General features: G+C 71.9%; 22 protein-coding genes, 1 pseudogene and 1 riboswitch. Of the genes and pseudogenes, 9 read left to right on the top strand and 14 right to left on the bottom strand.

Features of this window, described 5'->3' with window-relative positions:
* The first annotated feature begins 182 nt into the window (after positions 1 to 182).
* Positions 183 to 521 carry a hypothetical protein gene (locus ACTWQH_RS27280; RefSeq protein WP_443289423.1) on the top strand — a complete coding sequence of 113 codons (339 nt, stop codon included), beginning with the start codon at positions 183 to 185 and terminating at the stop codon, positions 519 to 521.
* The gene (locus tag ACTWQH_RS27285; RefSeq protein WP_443289424.1) at positions 518 to 1408 is read left to right on the top strand and encodes an NAD(P)-dependent oxidoreductase; all 891 of its coding nucleotides are present in this window, start codon (positions 518 to 520) and stop codon (positions 1406 to 1408) included. The genes ACTWQH_RS27280 and ACTWQH_RS27285 overlap by 4 nt, the downstream gene beginning before the upstream one ends.
* Before the next feature lie 62 nt (positions 1409 to 1470).
* On the opposite strand, the gene ACTWQH_RS27290 is transcribed toward ACTWQH_RS27285, so the two are convergent.
* Genes ACTWQH_RS27290 through ACTWQH_RS27300 form a run of 3 tightly spaced genes read right to left on the bottom strand, consistent with a single transcriptional unit; the run spans position 1471 to position 2862 of the window.
* Positions 1471 to 2238 (bottom strand): leucine-rich repeat domain-containing protein, encoded by a 768-nt coding sequence (locus tag ACTWQH_RS27290; RefSeq protein WP_443289425.1) that lies wholly within the window; start codon positions 2236 to 2238, stop codon positions 1471 to 1473.
* Entirely contained in the window at positions 2223 to 2579 is a 357-nt protein-coding gene (locus ACTWQH_RS27295; protein ID WP_443289426.1) for a MerR family transcriptional regulator, read from the bottom strand. The genes ACTWQH_RS27290 and ACTWQH_RS27295 overlap by 16 nt, the downstream gene beginning before the upstream one ends.
* A gap of 7 nt (positions 2580 to 2586) precedes the next feature.
* Positions 2587 to 2862, bottom strand: a complete 276-nt coding sequence (locus ACTWQH_RS27300) for a hypothetical protein (protein ID WP_443289465.1) — start codon at positions 2860 to 2862, stop codon at positions 2587 to 2589.
* Here ACTWQH_RS27300 and ACTWQH_RS27305 point away from each other — a divergent pair.
* Positions 2821 to 3388: pseudogene (locus tag ACTWQH_RS27305) on the top strand (aminotransferase class IV). The gene ACTWQH_RS27300 and the pseudogene ACTWQH_RS27305 sit on opposite strands and share 42 nt — an antisense overlap.
* 442 nt (positions 3389 to 3830) lie before the next feature.
* On the opposite strand, the gene ACTWQH_RS27310 reads toward ACTWQH_RS27305, so the two are convergent.
* From ACTWQH_RS27310 to ACTWQH_RS27320, 3 genes are all read right to left on the bottom strand, one after another.
* Positions 3831 to 4931: a Mu transposase domain-containing protein gene (locus ACTWQH_RS27310; RefSeq protein WP_443289427.1), complete on the bottom strand. Its 1101-nt coding sequence runs from the start codon at positions 4929 to 4931 to the stop codon at positions 3831 to 3833.
* 89 nt (positions 4932 to 5020) lie between these two features.
* Positions 5021 to 6220 carry a hypothetical protein gene (locus ACTWQH_RS27315; RefSeq protein ID WP_443289429.1) on the bottom strand — a complete coding sequence of 400 codons (1200 nt, stop codon included), beginning with the start codon at positions 6218 to 6220 and terminating at the stop codon, positions 5021 to 5023.
* Positions 6221 to 7139: 919 nt separating this feature from the next.
* Positions 7140 to 7802, bottom strand: a complete 663-nt coding sequence (locus ACTWQH_RS27320) for a class I SAM-dependent methyltransferase (protein WP_443289430.1) — start codon at positions 7800 to 7802, stop codon at positions 7140 to 7142.
* Positions 7803 to 8088: 286 nt separating this feature from the next.
* Here ACTWQH_RS27320 and ACTWQH_RS27325 point away from each other — a divergent pair, with 286 nt between their 5' ends.
* Positions 8089 to 10257, top strand: a complete 2169-nt coding sequence (locus ACTWQH_RS27325) for an acyltransferase family protein (protein WP_443289431.1) — start codon at positions 8089 to 8091, stop codon at positions 10255 to 10257.
* 352 nt (positions 10258 to 10609) lie between these two features.
* On the opposite strand, the gene ACTWQH_RS27330 is transcribed toward ACTWQH_RS27325, so the two are convergent.
* The 3 genes from ACTWQH_RS27330 to cutA form a co-directional block, all read right to left on the bottom strand.
* Positions 10610 to 11650, bottom strand: a complete 1041-nt coding sequence (locus ACTWQH_RS27330) for a glycoside hydrolase family 25 protein (protein ID WP_443289432.1) — start codon at positions 11648 to 11650, stop codon at positions 10610 to 10612.
* A 277-nt stretch (positions 11651 to 11927) separates the two neighbouring features.
* The gene (locus tag ACTWQH_RS27335; RefSeq protein ID WP_443289433.1) at positions 11928 to 12314 is read right to left on the bottom strand and encodes a VOC family protein; all 387 of its coding nucleotides are present in this window, start codon (positions 12312 to 12314) and stop codon (positions 11928 to 11930) included.
* Positions 12315 to 12350: 36 nt separating this feature from the next.
* Positions 12351 to 12698 (bottom strand): divalent-cation tolerance protein CutA, encoded by a 348-nt coding sequence (gene cutA / locus ACTWQH_RS27340; protein ID WP_443289434.1) that lies wholly within the window; start codon positions 12696 to 12698, stop codon positions 12351 to 12353.
* Between the two features lie 266 nt (positions 12699 to 12964).
* Positions 12965 to 13134, top strand: a riboswitch (cyclic di-AMP (ydaO/yuaA leader).
* Between the two features lie 9 nt (positions 13135 to 13143).
* Here cutA and ACTWQH_RS27345 point away from each other — a divergent pair.
* Complete coding sequence (locus ACTWQH_RS27345; protein ID WP_443289435.1) at positions 13144 to 14565, top strand: M23 family metallopeptidase; 1422 nt, start codon at positions 13144 to 13146, stop codon at positions 14563 to 14565.
* A 300-nt stretch (positions 14566 to 14865) separates the two neighbouring features.
* Positions 14866 to 15171: a hypothetical protein gene (locus ACTWQH_RS27350; protein ID WP_443289436.1), complete on the top strand. Its 306-nt coding sequence runs from the start codon at positions 14866 to 14868 to the stop codon at positions 15169 to 15171.
* Here ACTWQH_RS27350 and ACTWQH_RS27355 read toward each other — a convergent pair.
* Both ACTWQH_RS27355 and ACTWQH_RS27360 read right to left on the bottom strand, forming a co-directional pair.
* Entirely contained in the window at positions 15107 to 15706 is a 600-nt protein-coding gene (locus tag ACTWQH_RS27355) for a gamma carbonic anhydrase family protein (RefSeq protein ID WP_443289437.1), read from the bottom strand. The two genes, ACTWQH_RS27350 and ACTWQH_RS27355, sit on opposite strands and share 65 nt — an antisense overlap.
* Complete coding sequence (locus ACTWQH_RS27360) at positions 15696 to 16184, bottom strand: nuclear transport factor 2 family protein (protein ID WP_443289438.1); 489 nt, start codon at positions 16182 to 16184, stop codon at positions 15696 to 15698. Before ACTWQH_RS27360 ends, ACTWQH_RS27355 begins: the two co-directional genes overlap by 11 nt.
* 176 nt (positions 16185 to 16360) lie before the next feature.
* Here ACTWQH_RS27360 and ACTWQH_RS27365 point away from each other — a divergent pair, with 176 nt between their 5' ends.
* Positions 16361 to 18397 (top strand): NPCBM/NEW2 domain-containing protein, encoded by a 2037-nt coding sequence (locus ACTWQH_RS27365; RefSeq protein ID WP_443289439.1) that lies wholly within the window; start codon positions 16361 to 16363, stop codon positions 18395 to 18397.
* On the opposite strand, the gene ACTWQH_RS27370 is transcribed toward ACTWQH_RS27365, so the two are convergent.
* Positions 18381 to 19202 (bottom strand): AraC family transcriptional regulator, encoded by an 822-nt coding sequence (locus ACTWQH_RS27370; RefSeq protein WP_443289440.1) that lies wholly within the window; start codon positions 19200 to 19202, stop codon positions 18381 to 18383. The two genes, ACTWQH_RS27365 and ACTWQH_RS27370, sit on opposite strands and share 17 nt — an antisense overlap.
* A 53-nt stretch (positions 19203 to 19255) precedes the next feature.
* Between ACTWQH_RS27370 and ACTWQH_RS27375 the strand changes: the two genes are divergently transcribed.
* Positions 19256 to 19666 (top strand): DUF2000 family protein, encoded by a 411-nt coding sequence (locus ACTWQH_RS27375; protein WP_443289441.1) that lies wholly within the window; start codon positions 19256 to 19258, stop codon positions 19664 to 19666.
* Between the two features lie 239 nt (positions 19667 to 19905).
* Entirely contained in the window at positions 19906 to 20484 is a 579-nt protein-coding gene (locus ACTWQH_RS27380) for a hypothetical protein (protein ID WP_443289442.1), read from the top strand.
* A gap of 88 nt (positions 20485 to 20572) precedes the next feature.
* Here ACTWQH_RS27380 and ACTWQH_RS27385 read toward each other — a convergent pair whose 3' ends face one another.
* Together ACTWQH_RS27385 and ACTWQH_RS27390 are read right to left on the bottom strand one after the other, a co-directional pair.
* Positions 20573 to 20770 (bottom strand): DUF397 domain-containing protein, encoded by a 198-nt coding sequence (locus tag ACTWQH_RS27385; RefSeq protein ID WP_443289443.1) that lies wholly within the window; start codon positions 20768 to 20770, stop codon positions 20573 to 20575.
* Positions 20771 to 20782: 12 nt separating this feature from the next.
* A complete protein-coding gene (locus tag ACTWQH_RS27390) occupies positions 20783 to 21676 on the bottom strand; it encodes a helix-turn-helix domain-containing protein (protein WP_443289444.1) in 894 nt (297 codons plus the stop codon).
* Between the last annotated feature and the right edge of the window lie 125 nt (positions 21677 to 21801).

A 21801-nucleotide genomic window follows, 5' to 3' on the forward strand; every position in this document is an offset into this window, starting at 1 on the left:
GTGGGGGAGAGCGACGGCTGAACGATATTGACATGCCCGGATCAGGTGACGCGGCGGTGACGGATCGGCCAAGGGCGAACGCCGATGCCGAACGCCGAGTTCGAACGCCGAGTTCGAACGCCGCACGGGCGCCCGCGCCGCAGCGCAAATCCGCGGGGATGCTTGGATGCTGACATGGCACCATGAGCCCGACCCTGGCAGGCATTCTCGCCCGGCCGAGACGGCCACCGCGCGATCGTCGCCGACATCCCCCTGCTGCCGGACGCGGCGGTCGGACCGGGCTGCCGGGGGCGTTCAACGCCGGCGGGCTGCTGTTCTCCGCCGGCACCACCGACGAGCCCCGCCGGATGCTCGCCGCCAACCTCGCGCCGCTCGAGCTCCTCGCGCTGGTGTGGCTCGTCGCCGAGAAACACCGGGGCGACAGCGGGAAACGGCCCACCGCCGGCTTCCGCCGCCCTGGAGCGGACCGTCAGGGGACCGGCAGCGAACCGCAAGCCCGCCGGGGCACCGTGGCGCCATGAACGCACCATTGACCCCCGTCACCGTGATCGGCCTCGGCAACCTGGGCCGCGCGCTCGCCCTCGCGCTCGTCGAGCGCGGTCACCCCACGACCGTGTGGAACCGCTCGCCCGCCAAGGCCGACCCGCTCGTCGCCAAGGGCGCGCGCCGCGTCGGCACGGTCGCCGAGGCCGTCGCCGCCAGCCCTCTCGTCATCGTCTGCGTCCTCGACTACGACGCCGCCCGCGCCGCCCTCACCCCCAGCGCCGGTGCGCTCGCGGGCCGCGCCCTGGTCAACATCACCTCCGGAACGCCCGAGCCCGTCCGCGCCATGGCCGACTGGGCCGCCGAGCAGGGCGCGGACTACCTCGACGGCGCGGTCTACGCCGTCCCGCAGACCATCGGCACGCCCGAGGCGTTCGTCCTCTACAGCGGCTCGCGCGCCGCCTTCGACGCCCACCACCCGACCCTCGACGCGGTCCTCGGCGCCGGCACCTTCACCGGCGAGGACCCGGCCCTGGCCTCCGTCCACGACATGGCCGTGCTCGGCGGCATGTACGGCATGTTCGCCGGCTTCTTCCACGGCATCACCCTGGCGGGAACCGAAGGCATACCCGCCGCCGACATCACGCGCCCGATGGTGAGGTGGCTGGTCCAGGCGGCCCAGGCGCTGCCCGAGTTCGCCGGGGACATCGACTCGGGCGACTACGCCACGGACACCTCCACCATCGACATCAACCGCTGGGGCCTGGACGCGATCCTGACGGCGGGCCGCGCACGCGGCGTTGACGACCGCCTGCTCGCCCCGCTGCTCGGCCTCTTCGAACGCCAGGCCGCCGAGGGCCACGGCTCCGCCAGCCTGGCCCGGGCCTATGAGTCGTTCGCCCCTGGGGCCCGCCGCGCGGGTTAGAAGCCGAAGGTGAGCCGCTGGGCCCGGCCCGGCCCGGCCCGGCCCGTTGCCCGCCGGAGGGCTCACAGCAGGACGACGCAGCCGCGCGCCTCAAGCTCGGCGAGCAGCCGCTCGGCGGGCTCGCAGGCGCCGTTCCAGCGCAGGTCCAGCTTCTCCAGGGAGGGCAGGCGGGCGACCCAGCCGGGGAGGTGGGTGATGTGGTTGGCGCGCACGTCGAGGTGGCGGAGGCGGGGGAGGGCGGACAGCGGCTCGGGGAGGGCGGTGAGGGCGTTGTCGCGCAGGTCGAGGTGGCGCAGCTCGCGCAGGTCGGCCGTGGACGGCGGCAGGGTCTCGATCGCGTTGCCGCGGAGCCAGAGTTCGCGGAGGTGGGGGAGGCGGCCGAGGTCGGCGGGCAGGGCGGTGAGGCGGTTGTGCTGGGCCCGGAGCTCGATCAGGCTGGTCATGTGGGGGAGGGTGCCCGGGAGCGCGGTGAGGGCGTTCTCGCCGACGTTCAGGTAGCGCAGGCGGGTCAGGTTTCCCAGGGTGTCCGGGAGGCGGGTCAGGGCGTTGTCGTGCAGGTAGAGGCAGCCGCTCAGCCCGGTGAGGGCGCCCAGTTCCTCGGGGAGCGAGGCGAGTCGGTTGTGCCCGAGGTCGAGCGTGGTCAGGCGGCGCAGGCGGCCGATCTCGGGTGGGAGGGTGGTGAGGTCGTTGTCGGCGAGGACCAGCACCTGGACATCGGTGCGCCGCCAGACCGACGCGGGGACGGCGCCGAGGCGGTGGCGCCACAGGTTCAGCGTCAGCCGCCCGCTCTGCCTGTTCGGCTCGCTCAGCCTGTTCAGGTCGCGGGGCATGGCCCGCCCAGGTAGTCGGCGAGCGTGCTGCGGCGGCGCTGGAGGCTGCCGATCTGCTCGTCGATGGCGGCCAGCTCGTGGCCCAGGATGGCGCGCAGGTCGACGCACATGTCGATCTCGGGCCGCTCGCCCCGGGCGCAGGGCAGGACCTCGCGGATCACGTCGGTCGTCAGCCCGGCGTTCAGCAGGGCGCGGATCTGCCGCACGGTGACGACGGCGTCCTCGTCGTAGTCGCGGTAGCCGTTGGGGCCCCGCCGGGCTTCGAGCAGCCGCTGCTCCTCGTAGTAGCGCAGCAGCCGCGCGCTGACGCCCGTATGCCGGGACAGCTCGCCGATCAGCATCGCTCGCTCACTTGACCTTTCCACCGGTGTGAGGCCATAGCGTCGCGATCGGCAGCGGATATTCCATGGTCCGAGTTTTCTGTTTTCGGATTTTTACGAGCTTTTCCAGTTTTCCGAGAGTGCCGAGATTTCCGGGAGCCCACGCATGTCCACGTCCTTCGTCGTCCACCGCAATGAGCAGCCCGCGACCGCTGAGGAGCTGGCGCCGCTCGCCTTCGCCGGCTACGCCCACTTCACCGCGATGCAGGTGCGCGGCGGCCGGGTCCGGGGCCTGGATCTGCACCTGGAGCGGCTGCGGAACGCCTCGGTGGAGCTCTTCGGCCGGGACCTGCCCGACGACCGGGTACGGGCCTGCCGGGCCGCTGGCGCTCGCGGCCGTGGCGTACGAGCGGGTGCTGCCGGCCGTCAAGCACGTCGGCGAGGTGGCCAAGACCTACTTCCTGCGGCGGGCCGCCGCCGACGGCTTCGACGACGCCGCCTTCGTCGACCGCCGCGGCCGGCTCAGCGAGGGCACGATCTGGAACCTGGCGTTCTGGGACGGCACGGCGGTGGTCTGGCCCGTCGCCGAGATGCTGGGTGGGACGACGATGGGCGTCGTACGCCGCCAGCTCGACCGCCTCGGCGTGCCGCAGCGCGCCCGGGAGATCACGCTCGACGACGTGCCGGGGCTGGCCGGGGCCGTGGTCATGAACTCGTGGACGCCGGGAGTGCCGGTGAACCGGATCGGGCCGGTGCCCCTGCCCGAGGCGCCCGCGTTCCTGGAACTGCTGCATCGGGCGTACCGGGCGGAGCCGCTCGCCGCCCCGTGAGCGCGAACGCGAAAGCGCCCCGGACACCGGGGGGTGCGTCCGGGGCGGGCCTCCCGCAATAGGGGGACGGGAAGAGGCCGGGACCAAGAGTGTCGGGGGAAAGGGGGCACGTCAACGGCGGTGAGCGGGGCGGACGAGCGGCGTTGAGGCGCGGGGTGGGAGTGGTGTATAGGGCGGTTTGGGGCCTACGGGGACGGGGGGTTGAGTGGGTGGGGTCGTCACGGATGCGGTGGTGTGGACAGGATTGTTCCGGGTCGCCGGACAAGGCCGTGCGGGGTTGCCGGACAGGGGTGCCGGGCGGGAGTGGCGGACGGGGGGTGGCGGACGGGGTGCCGGGCAGAGGTGACCGGGCGGAGACGACCGGACAGAGGCGCTTGGACAGGCGACCGGCCGCCGACGGGGGTGGTGTCGGCGGCCGGTCGCGTCTGGTGGACGACGGAGGTCAGCCCGAGCCCGGGATGCGGTACCGGGCAACCTCCGTCAGGCCGGGGCGTATCGGCGCGGACCCCAGGTCGGCGACGACGATGAGCTCGCCGCGCGCCACCCGTATCCACACCTCACCGCCGGCCAGGCCGGGCGGCACCGGGTACCGCACCGACTCGAACTCCACGGTGTGATCGCGCCGCACGCCCGTTGCCGGCCCCAGCGCGCGGGTGTGCGGCGAGGGCGGCAAGGGGTGCAGGCGGGCGCGTTCGACTGGCAGGCGCTGGTGCGCCCCGCGCTGGTTGGTGCGGCGGGTCGCCTCGCGGCAGGCGTTCTGCAATTCGGTGAACGACCAGTACCGCGGGCGCAGCCGTACCCCCGTGGGCAGGGCGGGCAGCATGTCCTCCGCGTCGACCGGAACGCTCGCGGGCGTTCCGTCGTCGGGCGCGTCGTCGGGCACGCAGGTCAGCAGCTGAACGCCGTAGTGGCGGGCCGCCTCGATGAGGAGGGGGTGCCGGATTCCGGCGCCCGCGCTGGGCCTGCTGAGCACGTACGTCGGCGCGCCGCCCAGGGACCGGAACGAGGCGTCCAGGCAGCAGATCAGCGTGGCGAGCGAGCGGTCGCGGCACGGGATCACGATGCGGAACCGCGACCACGCGAGCCATGCGCTGAAGAGGAAAGTGCTGCGGGGATAGCCGTCCGGCCCCGGCACGACGGGACCTGGGCTCCAGCCGAACTGAAGCCATAAACCCGGCTCGGCGGTCCAGGGGCGACGCGCGCGGCGGGCCCCCTGACGCCAGCGGTCCTTGGCCTCGGCCACCATGCGGCGCGTGGTCCGCTCGCTGCCGGTGAAGCCGAGGCGCACCAGGCGCTGGTGGGCATTGGTCGCGCTGATCAGACCCTGCGACCGGTCCACCCACTCCTCGATCTTCGCCGCATACGGGTCGGCCAGGCGCGGCCGGCGTACGGTGCCGGTCATGGGCTGGCCCGTGTTCCGCGCGGTGACATACCGGTGAACGGTCTTCGGGTCGCAGCCCGCGATCTTCGCGGCCGCGTAGACGGATTCCGTGGCGTCGTAGGCCACGAGAATGTCGATGATCTCCTTGTCAGACTTTTTCACGGTCTCTCCCCTGAGGCGAGAGCGTGCAACGCCAGGCCCGGCGTGCATGCGCTCTCTGACTGGACTGACGGGGCGTTGGTACGCCCAGGTCAGCCGGGGAGTTCCGAGGGGGAGTGGGGCCGGTCGGGCAGCGGCGAGTCGGTGTCGTCGGGTCGGTGCTCGTCGCCCAAGAGGGTGGGGAGGGCGAACGCCGGGAGGCTCGCGTAGGTGTCGAGGGCCCGCTGGGTGTGCTCGCTGCCGAACTGGGAGGAGGAAGATCCGGGGGCGCCGCCGCCGGGTGCGGGTACCGGGGGAACGGCCGGGACGCGGGGGCCGGCCGGGGTGCCGCCGGGGCCGTTCGGGTGGGACGGGCTCGAGGGCGCGAGGTCGGGGGGTGCGTCGGCGAGCTGGCGCGTGTCGGGCTGCGCGGACGCGCGGTCGTTCCGGGGGGACGGCGCCTGCTGGTTGGCGTCGGGGCCCGTGCCGTACGCCTGCGGGCCGTGGACGGGGCGGTCGGCGCCGGCCGAGTTGCCCTGCGGCTTGGAGGCGTTGGAGGCGTGGGACGCGTCGGGGGTGGCGGGGGTGCTGGGCGGGGTGGCGGCGCTGGAGCCGGTCGACGCCTCGTCGGGCAGCGCGGGCGGCTCGCCGCCCGCCGCGTCGCCAGCCCCGGCGTCCACGGCGTTCGAGCCCTCGTCCGAGGACGGGTCCTGCGCCTCCGAGGGCCTCTCCGCGACCGGGGCCGCGGGCTCTGCCGCCTCGTCCCCGGCCTGATCGGGCGCCTGCCCCGCGTCGTCGGCGACGTCGTCGGCGGCCTGCTCCGGCTTGTCGTTGGCGATGTGGTCCGTGTCGGTGTCGTCGCCGGTGTTCGTGTCGTTGTGCGCGGGCGGTGGCAAGACAAGGCCGGCATTGTCTGGCTTGCCGGGGGTGGCGCCTTCGTCGTCGACGCCAGGCGCTGTGCCGGTGCCGGTGCCGGTGCCGGTGCCGGGGTTCGTGTCGTTCTCGGCGTGGGGCGGTGGTGTGGCGGCGCCAGGGCTGTCTGGCTTACCGGGAGTGGCGCTTTCCCCATCGACGCCGGCGTCTGCCTCGTTGCCGGTGCCCGGGTTCGTGTCGTTGTGCGCGGGCGGCGGCGTGGCGGCGCCGGGCTCGTCTGGCCTGCCGGGCGCGGGGGCGGGCGCGTGCTCGTGGGGGGCGGCGCCTTCCCCACCCGCGTCCTGCTCCTGCGGCGGCGCGGCGGCGCCAGCGTTGGTGCCTGCCTCCGGGGCGGGGCCTCCGGGCTGTGTGTGGTCGGGCTTCGCCGGCCTGCCCGGCACGGAGGCGTGCTCGCCCGGGCCGACGCCTTCGCCGCCCGTGCCGGCACCGGTTCCAACGCCGGGGTCCGGGGCAGCTCCTTCAGCGGAACCGGCGCCGCCAGCGTTACCACCTGGAGTCGGGGCAGGGCCTGACGGGCTGTCGGCTGGGGCGTCTCCACCAGCAGCGTCAGCGTCAGCGCCTGCACCTGCGGCGTCCGTCCCGGTGCTGCCGTCGGGGCCGGCCCCCGGGGGCGCGCCTCCGTTCGCAGCTGAGCCTGCGGAGCTTCCTGCCGCGCTGCCCGGGTCCGTGCCGTTGAACGCACCCGTGTTCGCGTCCGTGTTCGCGTCGGCTCCGGCCGAGTCGCTTTCCGCGTCAGCGGCTGCCGGTTCCGCTTCCGGTTCCGCATCCGCGTCTGGCTGCTGAGCAGTGTCGGCGCTGGGGTCCGTGCTGGTGGCAGCGTCAGCGTCCGCGCCAGCGGCGTCCGTCTCGGTTCCCGCGTCAACGCCGGAGTCGAGGGCTGCCGCGTCGGTTTCCGTGTCTGCGCTCGTGTCGCTTCCGCTCGCGGCGGCGTCGTCCGCGTCGCCCGCGTCCGTGCTCGTCGTGCTACCTGAGTCCGCGTCGGTCTCGGCGTCGGTCTCCGTGTCCGCGGCATCGGTGGCATCGGCGGCATCCGCCGCGTCGGCGTCCGTGCTGGTGTCAGCCGCGTCAGCGTCAGCATCAGCTTCCGCGTCGGCGTCCGTGGTCGCGGCGCTTGCGTCCGCGCCCGCGTCAGCGGCCTCCGCACCGGCGCCCGCCTCCGCGGCCTCCGCGCGGGTAGCGAGGATCGTCGCCAGGATCAGGATTCCGGCCGTGAAGAGCAGCACAAGCAGCAGGCGTTGCATCACAGATGCAGTACGGCGGAGAACGCTTGCCGTCACGGTCCGGGTCCCCTCCCTCCGGCTACCGCAATGGGCGGTTTATCGCAGGAATCAAACAGGAGCATTCGTGTTCTGGCAAGCCCTCTCTCACATTCGACGGTTTCGACGACGAGGAGCACGTGGGATCACGCTGGAAGCGGTAGGGGACTGGTGAGAGTCCTGTGGAGCAGCCTGCCGCGTGGAGATGTGAACGCAGCTCGTCGAGAAAGTCGACGGATCGACCTGTTCCCTGAACGACAAGCAGGTAGATGCGAACCTCGTGCCGGGAGACGCGCACCAGTTCGTCGAGAGTGGCGCGGTGCCAGGCGGCGTCGAGGCGATCCGACCACGTAAAGAGCGCGTGCGAACACAGCACGAGATCGAAACTGCCGTCGGCGAAGGGCAGGTGCGGCAGAGTCGCGGCGATGTAGCGGCCCGGGTGCGCGGTGAAGTCGCTCAGGCAGGAAGCGGCGCGCCGACGTCCGCCGCATCGTTGTGCGGCGTTCGGGCGTTCCGTATCAATCCCACTCGAAACGGTCGGCGTGTGCCTCGAAGATGCGGTCGCCGTCGTGCAGCGCGGCGTCGACGCGGGCGGCGAGATCGCGCCGCCCGCGCAGCAGTCCAGCACCGAGGCGTTGGCCAGCTCCCCTGCCGACAGGCCGAACATGGCGCGGTACTCCGCGCCCGACATGTACGTGATCAACACAACACCAGTGCCGCAGAGGCAGAGAAGGCGGACGGAAACGGATCCGGGATCGCGTACAACCCATCCCGGGGGAGCCGAGTCGTACGAAGTGCATCGGATAACCGGGGCCCGGGTGACAGCCCAGAGGACCATGAGGGGGGTTTGCCTCTGCCGGGCCGGCGGCTCCGTCTGTCTTTCGCGCTCCTTGCCGCATTCCGTCAGCGTCCTGAAGCCCTGAAGTCGTCCTGAAGTCCTGAAGTCAACTCTGCCCGGGGGGAAGCATGTTCATGCACGTCCAGGCCGGTCTATGGTGACCCTGGCCACCGGCGAGATCCGCGTCCCGCCGCGCGACGTCCGACGCCGGGAAAACGGGGAGGAGAACGCCGGACACGCGCTGCGTCTCGACATTCAGGGACTGCGCGCCCTCGCCGTCTCGCTCGTCGTTCTCTCGCACGCCGGCGTGGACCGGCTGAGCGGCGGATATGTCGGCGTCGACGTTTTCTTCGTCATTTCCGGCTTTCTCATCACCTCACTCCTCCACCGCGAACTCGCCGCCACCGGACGCATTTCTCTCCGCGGCTTCTACGCCCGCCGGGCGCTGCGGCTGCTGCCGCTGGCGACGCTCGTCTCCGTGACGACGCTGGCCGGCGCCTGGCTGTTCCTGTCCAAGGTGCGGTTCGAGGAGTACGCCGGCGACGCGCTCGGCAGCGTGCTGTACGCCATGAACCTCCGCCTGGCGGGCAACGAGACCGACTATCTCGACGCCGGCGCCCCGCCCTCTCCCTTACAGCACTTCTGGTCGCTCGCGGTCGAGGAGCAGTTCTACCTGCTGTGGCCACTGCTGTTACTGCTGAGCTGGCGACTGGCCAGGGGCACGGGCAGGGACAGGATCACGGGCAGGGACATCGCGCGGCGGCGGCGCCTCGCGCTGCCCCTCGCGCTGCCCCTCGCCGCGCTCTGCGCGGTCTCCCTCTCGCTGAGTGTGTGGCTGGGCTCCGGCCCCTGGGCGTACTTCGGCTCGCACACCCGCTTCTGGGAGCTCGGCACCGGCGCGCTGGTGGCGCTCTCCGCCCCCCGCCTGGCCCGCCTGCCCGCCGCCCTCGCCGCGCCCATGACCTGGCTCGGGCTCGGCTGCATCGGCCTGGCTGCGGTCCGGTTCGACGAGGCAACACCCTTCCCCGGCCATCACGCGCTGCTGCCGGTCCTCGGCACGGCCCTGGTGCTGGCCGGCGGCTGCGCCCCCGCGCCCGGCGACGCGCGCCTGGTGCTGGCCCGGCGCCCTGCCGTGTGGGTGGGCGGGCTGTCGTACGGCTGGTACCTGTGGCACTGGCCGGCGCTGATCATCGGCCCTGCCGCGCTGGACCGGCCCGGCGGCGTGCGGACGCGGCTCGCGCTCAGCGCGGCGGCGCTGGTGCTGGCCTGGCTCACGTTCCGCCTGGTCGAGAATCCGGTGCGGTTCCATGCGGCGTTCCGCCGTCGGCCCCGGCGCGCGCTGGCGCTCGGGCTCGGACTGACGGCGGGCGCGACGGCGTTAACCCTGGTCGCCGCCGCCTTCCCGCCGCAGATCCCGTCGGGCGCGCCGGGGACCGAGTTGGGGCCTGCCCTGGCCGGGGCGCCGGATCCGGAGGCGGAGCTGGTGGCGCTGGTGGAGTCGGCGGCGGACGTCGATCGGCTGCCGGGGAACCTCTCGCCGCCGCTCCTGGATATCAAGGAGGGCCGGTCGGCGGTCTACGAGGACGGCTGCCACGTCGGCTTCACCAGCACCGAGACGCCGATGTGCGAGTACGGCGATCCGGACTCCGACACGGTGGTCGTGCTCTTCGGCGACTCGCACGCCGCCCAGTGGTTCCCGGCGCTGGAGCCGCTGGCGGTGGAGCGGGGCTGGCGGCTGGTCTCGCTGACGAAGGCGTCCTGCAAGATCGCCGAGGTGACGGTCGCCAAGAGCGGCGGGCCGTACGACTCCTGCGACGAGTGGCGCGGCAAGGCCCTGGAGATGATCGCGGAGCTGGACCCCTCGCTGGTGCTCGCCTCCTCCTCGGAGGCGGGACAGGGCTGGCGCGACAACAGCCGGGGGGCGTGGACCGAGGGGTTCGCGGAGACCTTCGGGCGGCTGACGGACACGGGCGCGGAGGTGGCGGCCCTCCTCGACACGCCGTGGCCCCGGCGTGACGCCGTCGAGTGCGCCGCCGCGCACCCGCTGCGGCTCGATGCGTGTGCCAGCGGCCTGCCGGAGGCGTATCGCGACCCGGTGCGGCGGGCGGCGACGGAGCGGGCGGCGGAGGCGAGCGGCGTCGCCGTCGTCGATCCCCTGCCATGGCTGTGTTCGGGCACCGGGGCGTGCCCGGTGGTCGTCGGGGACACGCTCGTCTACCGCGACGCCAACCACATGAGCGAGGCGTACGCCGAGGTCATCGCGCCCGTGCTGGACCAGCGGCTGGCCGCGCTCTTCGGAGGCTCGGAAGTCTTTCGGCGGTAGTACCGGAAGGGTGCCGGAATATTGGTGGTGCCGACGATCGGTGACGCCTCGCGCCGCCAAGCGGCCACCGCGTCTGTCCAGTTCGCTTGAGGTGGCACGATGCGCCGAAGGCCGAAAACGATCCGATAATTTCCGGAAGACGGCGTTGACGGGGGGTGGGGACGGCGCAATACTCCCAGCGATCGTCACGGGCGAAACAGCCACGGGCGAAACAGACGGCGCGGCGGCCCCCGGGCGGGTTGGGCCGCCGCGCCTTACGCCTCCTCCGGCGCCGCGTGAGGGCGTTGTCGCCCCAGCCGTCAGCTTGGAACGTTGAACGTGGTCAGTGGCGCAACTACGGTTCGCCCGTTCCTCACCCAGCGGGCCACCACAGGGTCTCGGCGCGGGCACGGTCGACGGTGACGGGCTCGTCGCCCTTGTGCCTGACCTCCACGCGCACCCGGCCCCGACGCGCGCCCGGCACGAAGCCGGTCCAGGTGTGGACGACGTGAAGGTCGCCGCCGACATGGACCGGGGACTGGCTCGGCATCCCCACCGTGCGTTCGAACTCGCCGCTGCCGTCGCCCTTCTCCCGGTAGTTCGCCAGCCGCACGCTGAACTCCCCGCCCCGTGACAGGCCCTTCACCCGCACCCCGACCGACGCCGTGTAGTAGCACGGCCCGTAGATGATGCCGGTCTCGTCGTCCTTACCGACCCAGTCGCCGTCCTCGTAGCGGCGGTTGAAGCGGAGCGTGGTCCACGCTCCCGGACGCACGGTCCGCGTCAGCTCGTGGGCGTCGAAGAGCGAGCGTCTGGGAGGCTCCTCGTCCTCGCCGCCCTCGCCGCCGCCGCCCGAGCCGCTCTCCCCGGCCGCCCACGCGCGCATGTCCTCGCGGCTGTCGAACCGGGCGACGTTGGTGTCGATCGGGTCGGAGGTGTACTGGTGGATCAGCCAGCGGTGCTCGATGTCGGGGTTGCCCGGGTCGCCGTTGTACTGCGCTATCCACAGGCCGTCGCCCGCGAACGACGAGGTGTCGCGGTTGAGCCAGAAGTCGACGTTGCAGTACAGGAGCACCTTGCGGCCGCCCGCGCGGTCCTGGAGGCGGCGGATGGCGTCGTCCTTCTCGTCGCTGGAGACGCCGCTGTCCTCCCAGTCCACCGCCAGGAACTCGTCCTTCCGGGCCGCGATGTGGTCCAGGAAGTAGTCCATCTGCGCGGAGATGCCGCTGCTGGGGCTGATGAAGTGGTAGTGGCCGACGACCCGGTTGTTGGACCGGGCGCGGTCGACCTGAGCGGAGTGCCGGGGGTTGACGTAGCTGGTGCCCTCGGTCGCCTTGACTATCACGAAGTCGTGGCCGTCGAGCGGGTAGTCGGTTGACTGGTACCCGGATACGTCGATGCCTTTGATCGTCATTCGGGCCTCCCTGCCCCTCGCTGGGCGTTCGCTTCGTCTACCTGGCCCCTTCCCGGAATCCGGGGCGTTTCACCATGGATCGCCCTGGAACTGCCGTGAGGCTGTGGGCAATTCTCTCCTCGCCGAGGGCGCGGGCTGGCGGGAGGCGCTGGACTTGCCGGGTCGTTGACCCGCGCACGACTGGGCGTTCGCCTACTGGCGTTCGCCTAAGGGGCGTTCGCCTCGCGACGCCCGTGGTGTGCCCACCCGTGGCCTGGGGGAGGACGCCTCGACGGCCTCAGCCCTCGACCCACAGGCAGAACGGGTGCCCCGCCGGGTCGAGGCAGACCCGCACGTCGTCCTGCGGCTGGCTCGCGGCGAGCGTGGCCCCGCACGCGGTGGCGTGGGCGACGGCCACGTCCAGGTCCTCGACCCGTATCTCCAGGTGCATCATCATCTGCTGTTCGCCCGGACTCGCGGGCCACGCCGGCCGGGCGTAGTCCGACTCGCTCTGGCAGGCCAGCGCCATCCCGCCCCGCGGATCCCGCAGCAGCACCCAGCCCGGCTCCTCGACGGCGATCTCGTACCCGAGCAGCCGGTGGTAGAAGCGGGCGAGGGCGGGAGGGTCGGGCGCGCTGATGTTGACGGTGGTGATGGTGAGCATGGGGCGTGTGTCGTTGCTCATGCCGTTCATCGTGCCGCACGCCACTGACAACGCCGCTCAGTCCACGTCGGCCTCGCGCGTCTCCTCCTCCAGCCACGCCAGATAGTCCGCGCTGCCCCGGACCACCCCCGTCGCGATGATCTCCGGCGTGGCGTAGCCGTGCTCGCTCCTGATGTGTGCCTCCAGCGCCTCGTACCGGGCGGCCGTCGTCTTGTACAGCACCCGCCACTCCGGCTCGCTCTCGATGGCGCCCTGCCACCGGTACACGCTCCGGATCGGCCCGTCGATCTGCGCGCACGCGGCCAGCCGAGCCTGTACCGCGCCGCGGGCGAGACGTTCGGCAACCTCCTCGCTGTCAGTGGTGGTCATGACGGTCAGGAAGGGAGACGAGAAATCGGCGGCCATGGGAACCACGGTATCCGCGAGGCGGGGAGGTGACTAGGAGTAGCGAGTGCGCGCCGCTCCATAACAACTGACGCTCGATCAGGTATCAGTCCGGCGCGAAGCGGACTACATTTCCTCTGAAGTTATGCCCGGTTTGCAGGGCTTGTGGGCTGAAAGTCCTGGCCAAGACAGGGTTTTATTTCGCGTAGGCCCTTGGAATCTGGCGAGCCCGTCTATTAACGTTCGATAACGCAGCGCGGTCGTCACTGTCGTCGCAAGGACGGCACCGTGCTCCGTCGCCGAATCTGGCGCGTGCGTCACAACTGCACCAAAGGAACCGGGGAACCATCATCCGGGGTGAATCGGGCAGCTGGCAGCCACCGCCGCCTGCCGCTCGTAGGAGACCTTCCTGCTCCGAACCCGTCAGCTAACCCGGTAGGCGAAGGAAGGAAAGGAGAGCGCCTCCGTGGCGTCGAACCGGTATGCCGCCCCCGCGGACACGGATCCCCATCCGTACGCCTATGCGGGCTCCAGCGAAGACCCCCATGGCACACACGTCACGTACGGCGGGCACGGAACGGCCACCGCCTACGCCGACCCCCACACCGCCACGGTGGCCACGCCCGGCATACCCGAACCCCACGACCCCTACGGCCCGCACGGCTCGTTCGCCCCGCACGAGGCGTACGGCCCGCACGAGGCGTACGGCTCCACCGGCCCGGGCTCGGACGACCCCTACGGCCCCGGCCCCGACGCCGGCCCTCCTCCCGGCGACGGCTTCGACGGCTTCGACGGGCTCGGCCGCCTCGACGGTCTCGACGGTCTCCACCCGCACGACCAGCTCACCGACCTCGCGGCGTTCGACGCCCCGGCGAGCCTCGCCCCCACCGCCACCGGCGAGTGGAACCCGGGCGGCGACGACGACCTCCCCCCCATACGCGGCCGCCACCGCGTCACCCGCAGCCGCGGCGGCACCATCGCCCGCAGCCGCGCCGTCCTCGGCGTCGGCGTCATAGCGGCGGTCGGCGCCGGCGGCATGGCCACGGCCAACGAGGACGGCGCCGCCGTCCCCGGCCTCGACGGCGCCGCCGACCGGGTCAGGGCCATCCAGGACAGCATCCCGCTGATCAACGGCATCGTCCCCGGCCAGGGCTCCGGCTCCGGCTCCGACTCCACGCCCGACACCCACGCCGAGATGGTGGCGCAGGCGCCCTTCACCACCGCCGGCATCACCGAGGCCGACGTCGAGGCGGGCCAGACCGACGCGGGCGAGGCGTTGCGAGCCCGCATCCTCCAGCAGGCCGACCAGCAGGAGACCAACGCCGACGCCGAGGCCCGCGAGGCCGCCATTGCCGAGGCCGAGGCGGCCGCCGCACAGGAAGCCGCCGCCCAGGCCGAGGCCGAGCGCCAGGCCGAGCTGGAACGCCAGCGCCAGGAGGAGCTGGAACGCCAGCGCCGCGAGGAGGAGGAGCGGCTGCGCCGGCTCCGCGAGAGCTACACCATCCCGCTCTCCGACTACACCCTCACCTCCAGCTTCGGCGAGTCCGGCTCCTACTGGTCCTCCACCCACACCGGCCAGGACTTCGCCTCCCCCACCGGCACCCCCGTCAAGAACATCCACACCGGCGTCGTCGCCGAGGCCGCCTGGGCGGGCGACTACGGCTACCGCATCATCGTCGAGCTGGAGGACGGCACCGAGGTCTGGTACTGCCACCTGTCCTCGATGAACGTCAGCGTCGGCCAGGAGGTCGTCACCGAGGACGTCATCGGCAACGTCGGCTCCACCGGCAACTCCAGCGGTCCCCACCTCCACGTCGAGGTCCGCCCGGGCGGCGGCGACCCCGTCGACCCCCTCGCCTGGCTGCGCGACAAGGGCCTCACCATCTGACCCGCTCCCGCTCCCCGCGCGCGCGTCCCCCCACCGCCAAGACGCCGACGGCCCTGGTGACTCCCCCCGACGCCGGGGCCGTCGGCCTCCACATGTCCCGCCATCTGTTCATCGTCCCTACATCGTCGCTGCATCGATTCGGCAGCGCCGCTGCGTCACACTCGTGGCGTGTGAGGCTCCGCGCCGAGCGACGGGGGTAGGCACAATCGGCCGGAACGCAGGAGATGCCGACCGCTTGTGCCTCAACGCCCGGCGGCGGGCCCTCACCGACATCGACTCCTCTAGGACTCCTCTAGCCTGGTGTGCGCCGGAGAGACGCGGAGACGATACGCGCGCGGCCTGAAGCTCAGCCGCGAGATCGGCACCCGCCGTATGGAGGCGGTCATCCTCAACCGGCTGGGCGACACCCACGCCGCCGTCGGCGACCCCCGCGCCGCCCACCACGCCTGGCGGGACGCCCTCACCATCCTCACCGACCTCGCCCACCCCGACGCCGCCGCCGTCCGGGCCAAGCTCAGCAAGGTCAGCAAGCTCAGCAAGCTCAGCCGTCCTCCATCGGCCGGTCGTCCCGATGCGCCGCGTAGAACTCGGCCTGCCGCGCCATGATCGCGCGCATCGACGTCCCCCGCGGCACCCCGTACACCGTCCCGGGAAAGTCCATCCCCCGCTGCCGCTCCCAGATCTCCTCGTGCCTGTCGGGGGAGAAGACCTCGGCCGGGTCCCCCACCGCCACCCACCCGATCGGCACGACCGCCCCGGGCGCCAGCCGCGAGTTCACGTGCACCACGCTGTTGATCCGCAGCTCCGAGCCCGCGCCGGCCACCGCCCCCGGGAAGATCGACACCCCCGTCGCCACGAACACCTCGTCCTCGACCACCGCCCCGTTGACGTGCGCGTGCGGCCCGATCAGCACCGCGTCCCCCACCACGGCCGGATGAGCGGCCCGCCCCCGCACCAGGGCGTTCTCCATCACCACCACGTCCGCGCCCGTCCGCACCTCCCCGTCCTCGGCGGTGAGCACGGCCCCGTGCAGAACCCGCGCCCGTTCCCCCAGCACGACGGCCCCGCACAGCACGGCGGACGGCGCCACGTACGCCGACTCAGGAACGACGGGCCGCTTCCCCCGGTGCTCAAGCAGCATCTGAAGACCCCTCCGGGGTGAGCCGCTCGGTCGCCCCGCCGAACGCCAGCACCAGTGTCCGCCTCGCCAGCAGCCAGGCGCCGTCGGCCCTCCGGAACGTGTCCTCGTAGTGCCCGACGTTCGCCGGCAGCCGGGGCGGCACCAGCGTGCCCTCCGCCCAGCCGTCGACCCGGTAGGTCGCGAAGTACGTGGTCGCGCGGGCGGCGTCCGGGGAGTCGACGGTAACCAGGACGTTCGTGCAGATCCGCCGCGAGAGGCGATCCGCCGGCCGCGACCCGAAGTACGCCCGCAGCGCCTCCTGCCCCTCGACGCGCCGCTCGCCCGCCGGCCACTCCCACACGCCGTCGGGCGTGAACAGCTCCGCCACCGTGCCCGGCTCGCCCAGGTCGAGCCGCCTCACCAACTCCAGGATCAGCCGCTCGCATGCGCGCTCCACGAGGAGGCGTTCCAGCGGCTCAAGCTCCGCAGGACTGCTCATCCCCACTTCCTACCAGCCCCACCGCCACGCCCACGAACATCGACCACCCCTCTGCCCGGATGCGAAGTAACTGATCATCTTCCGCCATCTTCCACCACGTTGACGCAGGACCTAACATGAGCGGGCTCCTGCGCCGACAGGAGCAGATCCGGATGACATCGTGCGAGGAGGCACGCATGCGCAGAACCGACCGGAAGCCGAGCCGAAAAACCGCCGCCGCCCTGACCGCCGTCCTCATCGGCGCCGGAGCCCTCACCGGGCCCGCGACAGCGGCCGACCGCCCCGCCGACACGAGCGCCGACACGAGCGCCGACGCCAGCGCCCGGCTCGACGACGGCCTCGCCCTCACGCCACCCATGGGCTTCAACAACTGGAACTCCACCCACTGCCGCCCGGAGTTCGACGAGGAAATGATCAAGGGCGTCGCCGACATCATCGTCGAGACCGGCCTGAAGGACGCCGGATACGAATACGTCAACCTCGACGACTGCTGGGCCCTGCCCGAGCGCGACGCCGACGGCAAGCTCGTGCCCGACCCCGAGCGCTTCCCCAGCGGCATCGCCGCGCTCGCCGACTACGTCCACGCCAAGGGCCTCAAGTTCGGCATCTACACCAGCGCGGGCACCATGACCTGCGCCAACGACATGCCCGGCGCGCTGGGCCACGAGTACAGCGACGCCCAGCAGTTCGCCGACTGGGGAGTCGACTACCTCAAGTACGACAACTGCAACAACCAGGGCGTTGACGCCATCGAGCGCTACACCACGATGCGCGACGCCCTCGCCGCCACCGGCCGCCCCATCGTCTACAGCATCTGCGAGTGGGGACAGAACGACCCCTGGACCTGGGGCGCGGACGTCGGCCACCTGTGGCGCACCACCGGCGACATCAGCGACAACTGGCCCAGCGTCCTGTCGATCTTCGAGGCGAACGTGCGTCTCGCCGAGTACGCCGGACCCGGCCACTGGAACGACCCCGACATGCTGGAGGTCGGAAACGGCGGGATGACCGCCACCGAGTACCGCAGCCACTTCAGCCTGTGGTCGATCATGGCCGCACCACTCCTCATCGGCACCGACCTGCGCGTCGCCACCGACGAGACCATCGACATCCTCGGCAACCGCGAGGTCATAGCCGTGGACCAGGACCCGCTCGGCAGGCAGGCCACGGTCGTCTCATCCGAAGGCGGCCGCTGGGTTCTCACCAAGAAGATGTCCGACGGCAGCCGCGCCGTCGCGCTCTTCAACGCCTCCGACACGGCCCAGCGCATCGAGACCACCGCCGCGGCCGCCGGGCTGCCCGAGGCCCCCGGCTACCGGATGCGCGACCTGTGGCAGCACACGACGTCCCACACCGCCGGGACCATCGCGGCCACCGTGCCCGCGCACGGCACCGCGCTCTACCGCGTCCGGCCGGACGACGGCTGGGCCGCCTACCCGCCCGCCGTCGAGGTCGGCGCCACGGGCATCGCGGACGCCGAGGCCGGCACCACCTCCGAGGTGACGGCCAGCGCCACCAACCTGGGCGGCACCCCCGCGCGTTCCGTCTCCCTCACCATCACCGGCCCGGACGGCTGGGACATCCAGCCCACCACCGCCACCCGCGCCCCTCGCCTCCGCCCCGGCGAGACCCTCACCACCCGCTGGACCCTCCGCATCCCCGAGGACACCCCACCAGACACCTACGAGATCACGGTCTCGGCCACCCACCGCCCCTCCGCCCACACCACGACCACCTTCACCACCCACGTACTCCAGCCACCCCCAGCGGGCACCTCTCACATCAGCGATCTCCCCTGGACCCGGGAGGCGAACGGCTGGGGCCCCGTCGAGCGCGACACCAGCGTCGGCGAGAGCGCCGCGGGAGACGGCCGGCCCCTCACGGTGGGCGGCACCACCTACGCCAAGGGCCTCGGCGCACACGCCCCCAGCACCGTCGCCTTCTACGCCGGCGAACGCTGCACCGATCTCACCGCGTACGTCGGCGTGGACGACGAGGTGCCCGAATCCGCCGGCACCGTCGCCTTCGAGGTCTGGGCAGACGGCACCCTCCTGGCCTCCACTCCAACCCTCACCGGCGCCGACGGGCCCCACCCCCTCACCGCCGACGTGACCGGCGCCCGCCACGTCGAACTCGTCGTCACGGACGGCGGCGACGGCATCACCTCCGACCACGCGGACTGGGCCGACGCGACGATCAGCTGCGCGGCGTAACCGCCCCACGCGCATACCGGCCAGGCGGCACCCCCATCACCCTCCTGAAGTGCCGCGTCAGATGTGACTGGTCGTAGAACCCCGCCCGCGCGGCGGCCTCCGGCGGCGGGCAGCCGTCGAGCAGCAGGCGGCGGGCGGCGTCGACGCGCAGGCTGATGAGGTACTGGTGCGGCGGCATGGCGAAACGCCGCGTGAACGCCCGCACCAGGTGGGCGGGATGGGCGTGCAGGCGGCCGGCGGCCTCACGCAGCGCGATGCCCTCGACGGCGTACGCCTGAAGCAACTCCCGCAGCCCCTCGGCCAGCTCCCGCCCCCGGCCGGGGGGTCGCGCCTCCTGCCGCCGCAGATGCCACCCGATCCGCTCCGCCACGAACGCCAGCCGCGACTCCGCCTCCAACTCCTCGCCACGCCCCGCCGCCAGCACCCCGTGCAACTGGTCCAGCCGCCTGCGCAGCAGCGGATCGGCGATCCCCGGCCGGTCGGCGGCCCGGCCGATCAGCTGCTGGGACGGCCCGATGGCCGCCTCGTCCAGGTACAGCACCCGCTTGCGCAGGCCGTCCGGCGTGGCGGGCGTGCCGTTGTGCGGCACGTGCGGCGGCAGCACGGTGACGTGCGCGGTCGCCGCACCGTGCGCGTGGTGGTCGAGGTCGTAGCGGACGGCGCCGTCGTCCAGCAGCAGGACGGTCCAGGTGGCGTGGGCGTGCATGGGGTAGCCGTGGCCGACGAGCCGGGCGTGCAGGACCTCCTCGATGCCCGCGACCCCCGGCCGCCAAGCGGTCATTTCCGACGGAACGGGCACGGTCATGGTGCAAAGATCGTACAAGACCGCGCAACCCCGGCGCGGCCAGCCTTACCACCATGCGTTTCGACACCAAACTGGCGGTCCTCCTGCGCGACGACCTCCAGACCTGGCAACGCCTGAACGTGACGGCGTTCCTGGTCAGCGGCATCCCCTCCCGCCACCCCGAGGTCATCGGCGAGCCCTACGCCGACGCGGACGGCACGGCGTACCTCCCGATGTTCCGCCAGCCCGTCCTCGTCTTCGAGGCGGCGAAGGAGCGGCTCACCGCCGCCTACGAACGGGCACTCGCCCGCGGCCTCGAGGTGGCGGTCTTCACCGCCGACCTCTTCACGACGGGAAACGACGACGACAACAGGGCGGCCGTGGCCGCCGTCCCCCGCGAGGCGTTGGACCTCGTCGGCATCGCCGTCTACGGCCCGCGCAACGCCGTCGACCGGTCACTCAAGGGCGCGCGGATGCATCCGTAGCAGCTGCGTACGTCCATGATCCCCGCGAGTGCGACGGAATGGCCGCGTATGGCGCGAAAACGGTGCGAACCGTCGCACTCGACGGCCGAACCTCCCTCCCCGCGGACGACATCGAAGACGAACGGCCCGGATATTCCGGTCTGTTCGTCACCGAACCCGGTCCCGAACCCGGTCCCGAACTCGGTCCCGAACTCGGTCCCGAACTCGGTCCCGAACTCGCGGGCGCTAGCCTGAAGCCCGTGATCGACGCCTCAACCAGCGCGTTAGTCGTCGCGATCGTCGGCGTCCTCGGCACCCTCACCTCCGGCGCTCTGGCCCACCGCGGCGCACTGCGCGCCAAGACCCTCGAACTCGACCATGCCCGCGAGGAACGCCGCGAGGAGCGCGAGGCCCAGGAACGCCACGACCTGCGCGAGGCCCGCCGCGCGTCCTACGCCACGTTCAACCAGAGCCTGCGCCAGCACCACGCCGCACTCTTCTCCCACCACCGCGCCCTCACCTCCGGCGAGCCGCCGGCCCCCGGCCCTCTCGCCGAGACGGAGGAGACGCGGCAGGTCCTGCGCGGTGTCTACGCCGAGGTGCAGATGGTCGCCTCGGACGAGGTGCTCAAGAGGGGCGGGGACTTGTTCCACCTCCTCGGCAGGATCTACACAGCCCTCAGAGCCGAATCCCCCGACGGGACCGACCACCTGGCCGAGGCCAAGGACCACCTGGACCGTGCCTCGGAGATGCTGTATGAGGCCCGCCAGACCATGCGCAGCGATCTCGGCATCACCGACCTCCCCATCGAACGCCCCGCGGACCACGGCATCTTCTGACCCCGACCGGCGACACCGCCACCCCTCACGAAAACCCCCCCGTGCCCCCTCCGGCTCCCCGTCGGCGAGCGGGCCGAGTTCGTGCCCGTTACTGGCGGGTGCGCCAGCCGCCACCCTTGATCGCGGAGAAGAGCGCCGCCACGCGGGCGGGGTGGGTGGTCAGCACCGTCTCGGGCTCGTCGCTCTCGCGGAAGAGCAGCGCGTCGGGGATCCGGGTCACCTCCAGACACTCGCCATTGCCGCCCGAGCCGCTGAAGCTGGACCTCTGCCACGCGTTCCCGGACATGTCGTGCGCCCCTCACAAGTCGTACAGCAAGCGTTGGACCAGACCCAGGGAGTCTCGCCGCGTGGGAATGCTACTCGCGGCATCCAGGTCGATAGGAGGGAGAGCGACGGCGCTTAGCTTGCTGAACGCCTCCGAAAACTGCACCAAGTTGGACTGATCGGTTACAAATGGTGATCGAGCTGGGTGCTCGACGTAGACCGTGCTGAGCTCGGCCACGGGTGCGTCGTAGCAGACGAACGGCGTGCTGTAGTTCACCCGGTGGACGTTGGCGCGGAACGGCAGGATCTGAACCCGCACATGGGGAAGCCTCGTCATCTCGACCATGTGCTCGATCTGGCGCTCCATGACACCACGGTCCGCGATCTCCATGCGGAGCGCAGCCTCGTGAACAACGGCGTGGAACTCGGGTGGTCTCGCCTCTGTCAGGAGTCGTTGCCGGCGAAGGCGGAAATCGGCGAAGCCCTTCAAGTCGTCCTCGGACGCATCAGGTTCACCACTCCGGAAGAGAGCTCTCATGTACTCGGCGGTCTGTAGCAGTCCTGGGACCTGCATCCACTGGAAGGCCCGGATCCGCACGGACATGCCCTCGAGCTCGGCAAGGTCACGAGCGTTGTCGTTGTGCGGCGGGTGCCTGTACTCGGACCACCAGCCACGCCCGTTCGACTGGCACATCGCAACCAGGGCATCGATCAGCTGTTCTTGCTTGAAACCGTAGAGGCTCATGAGAGTACGGAGCTTGCCCGGCTGAATCGCCGTGCGACCCGCCTCGATGTGGTTCAGGTGCGCTGCGCTGAGGCCAACCTCGGCTCCAGCCCTGGTGGCGGTGAGCCCGCACGCGTCGCGGAGTCTCCGCAGCTCTATGCCCAAACGCCGTTGTCGCTGGCTTGGGTTGGGGCGTAGTCCCATCGATGCACCTCCCGTAGGTGCGCCTCAGTCTGCCCGCTGCGGCGCACCTTGAGCCAGCGTCGTCACCCACACGAGCGAAGTTACTCCTCTGCGTTGCATGTCCTCAGTGAAGCCTCTAGCTTGAA

This window comes from Streptomyces sp. 6N223 (assembly GCF_052246635.1).
Taxonomy (GTDB): Bacteria; Actinomycetota; Actinomycetes; order Streptomycetales; family Streptomycetaceae; genus Streptomyces.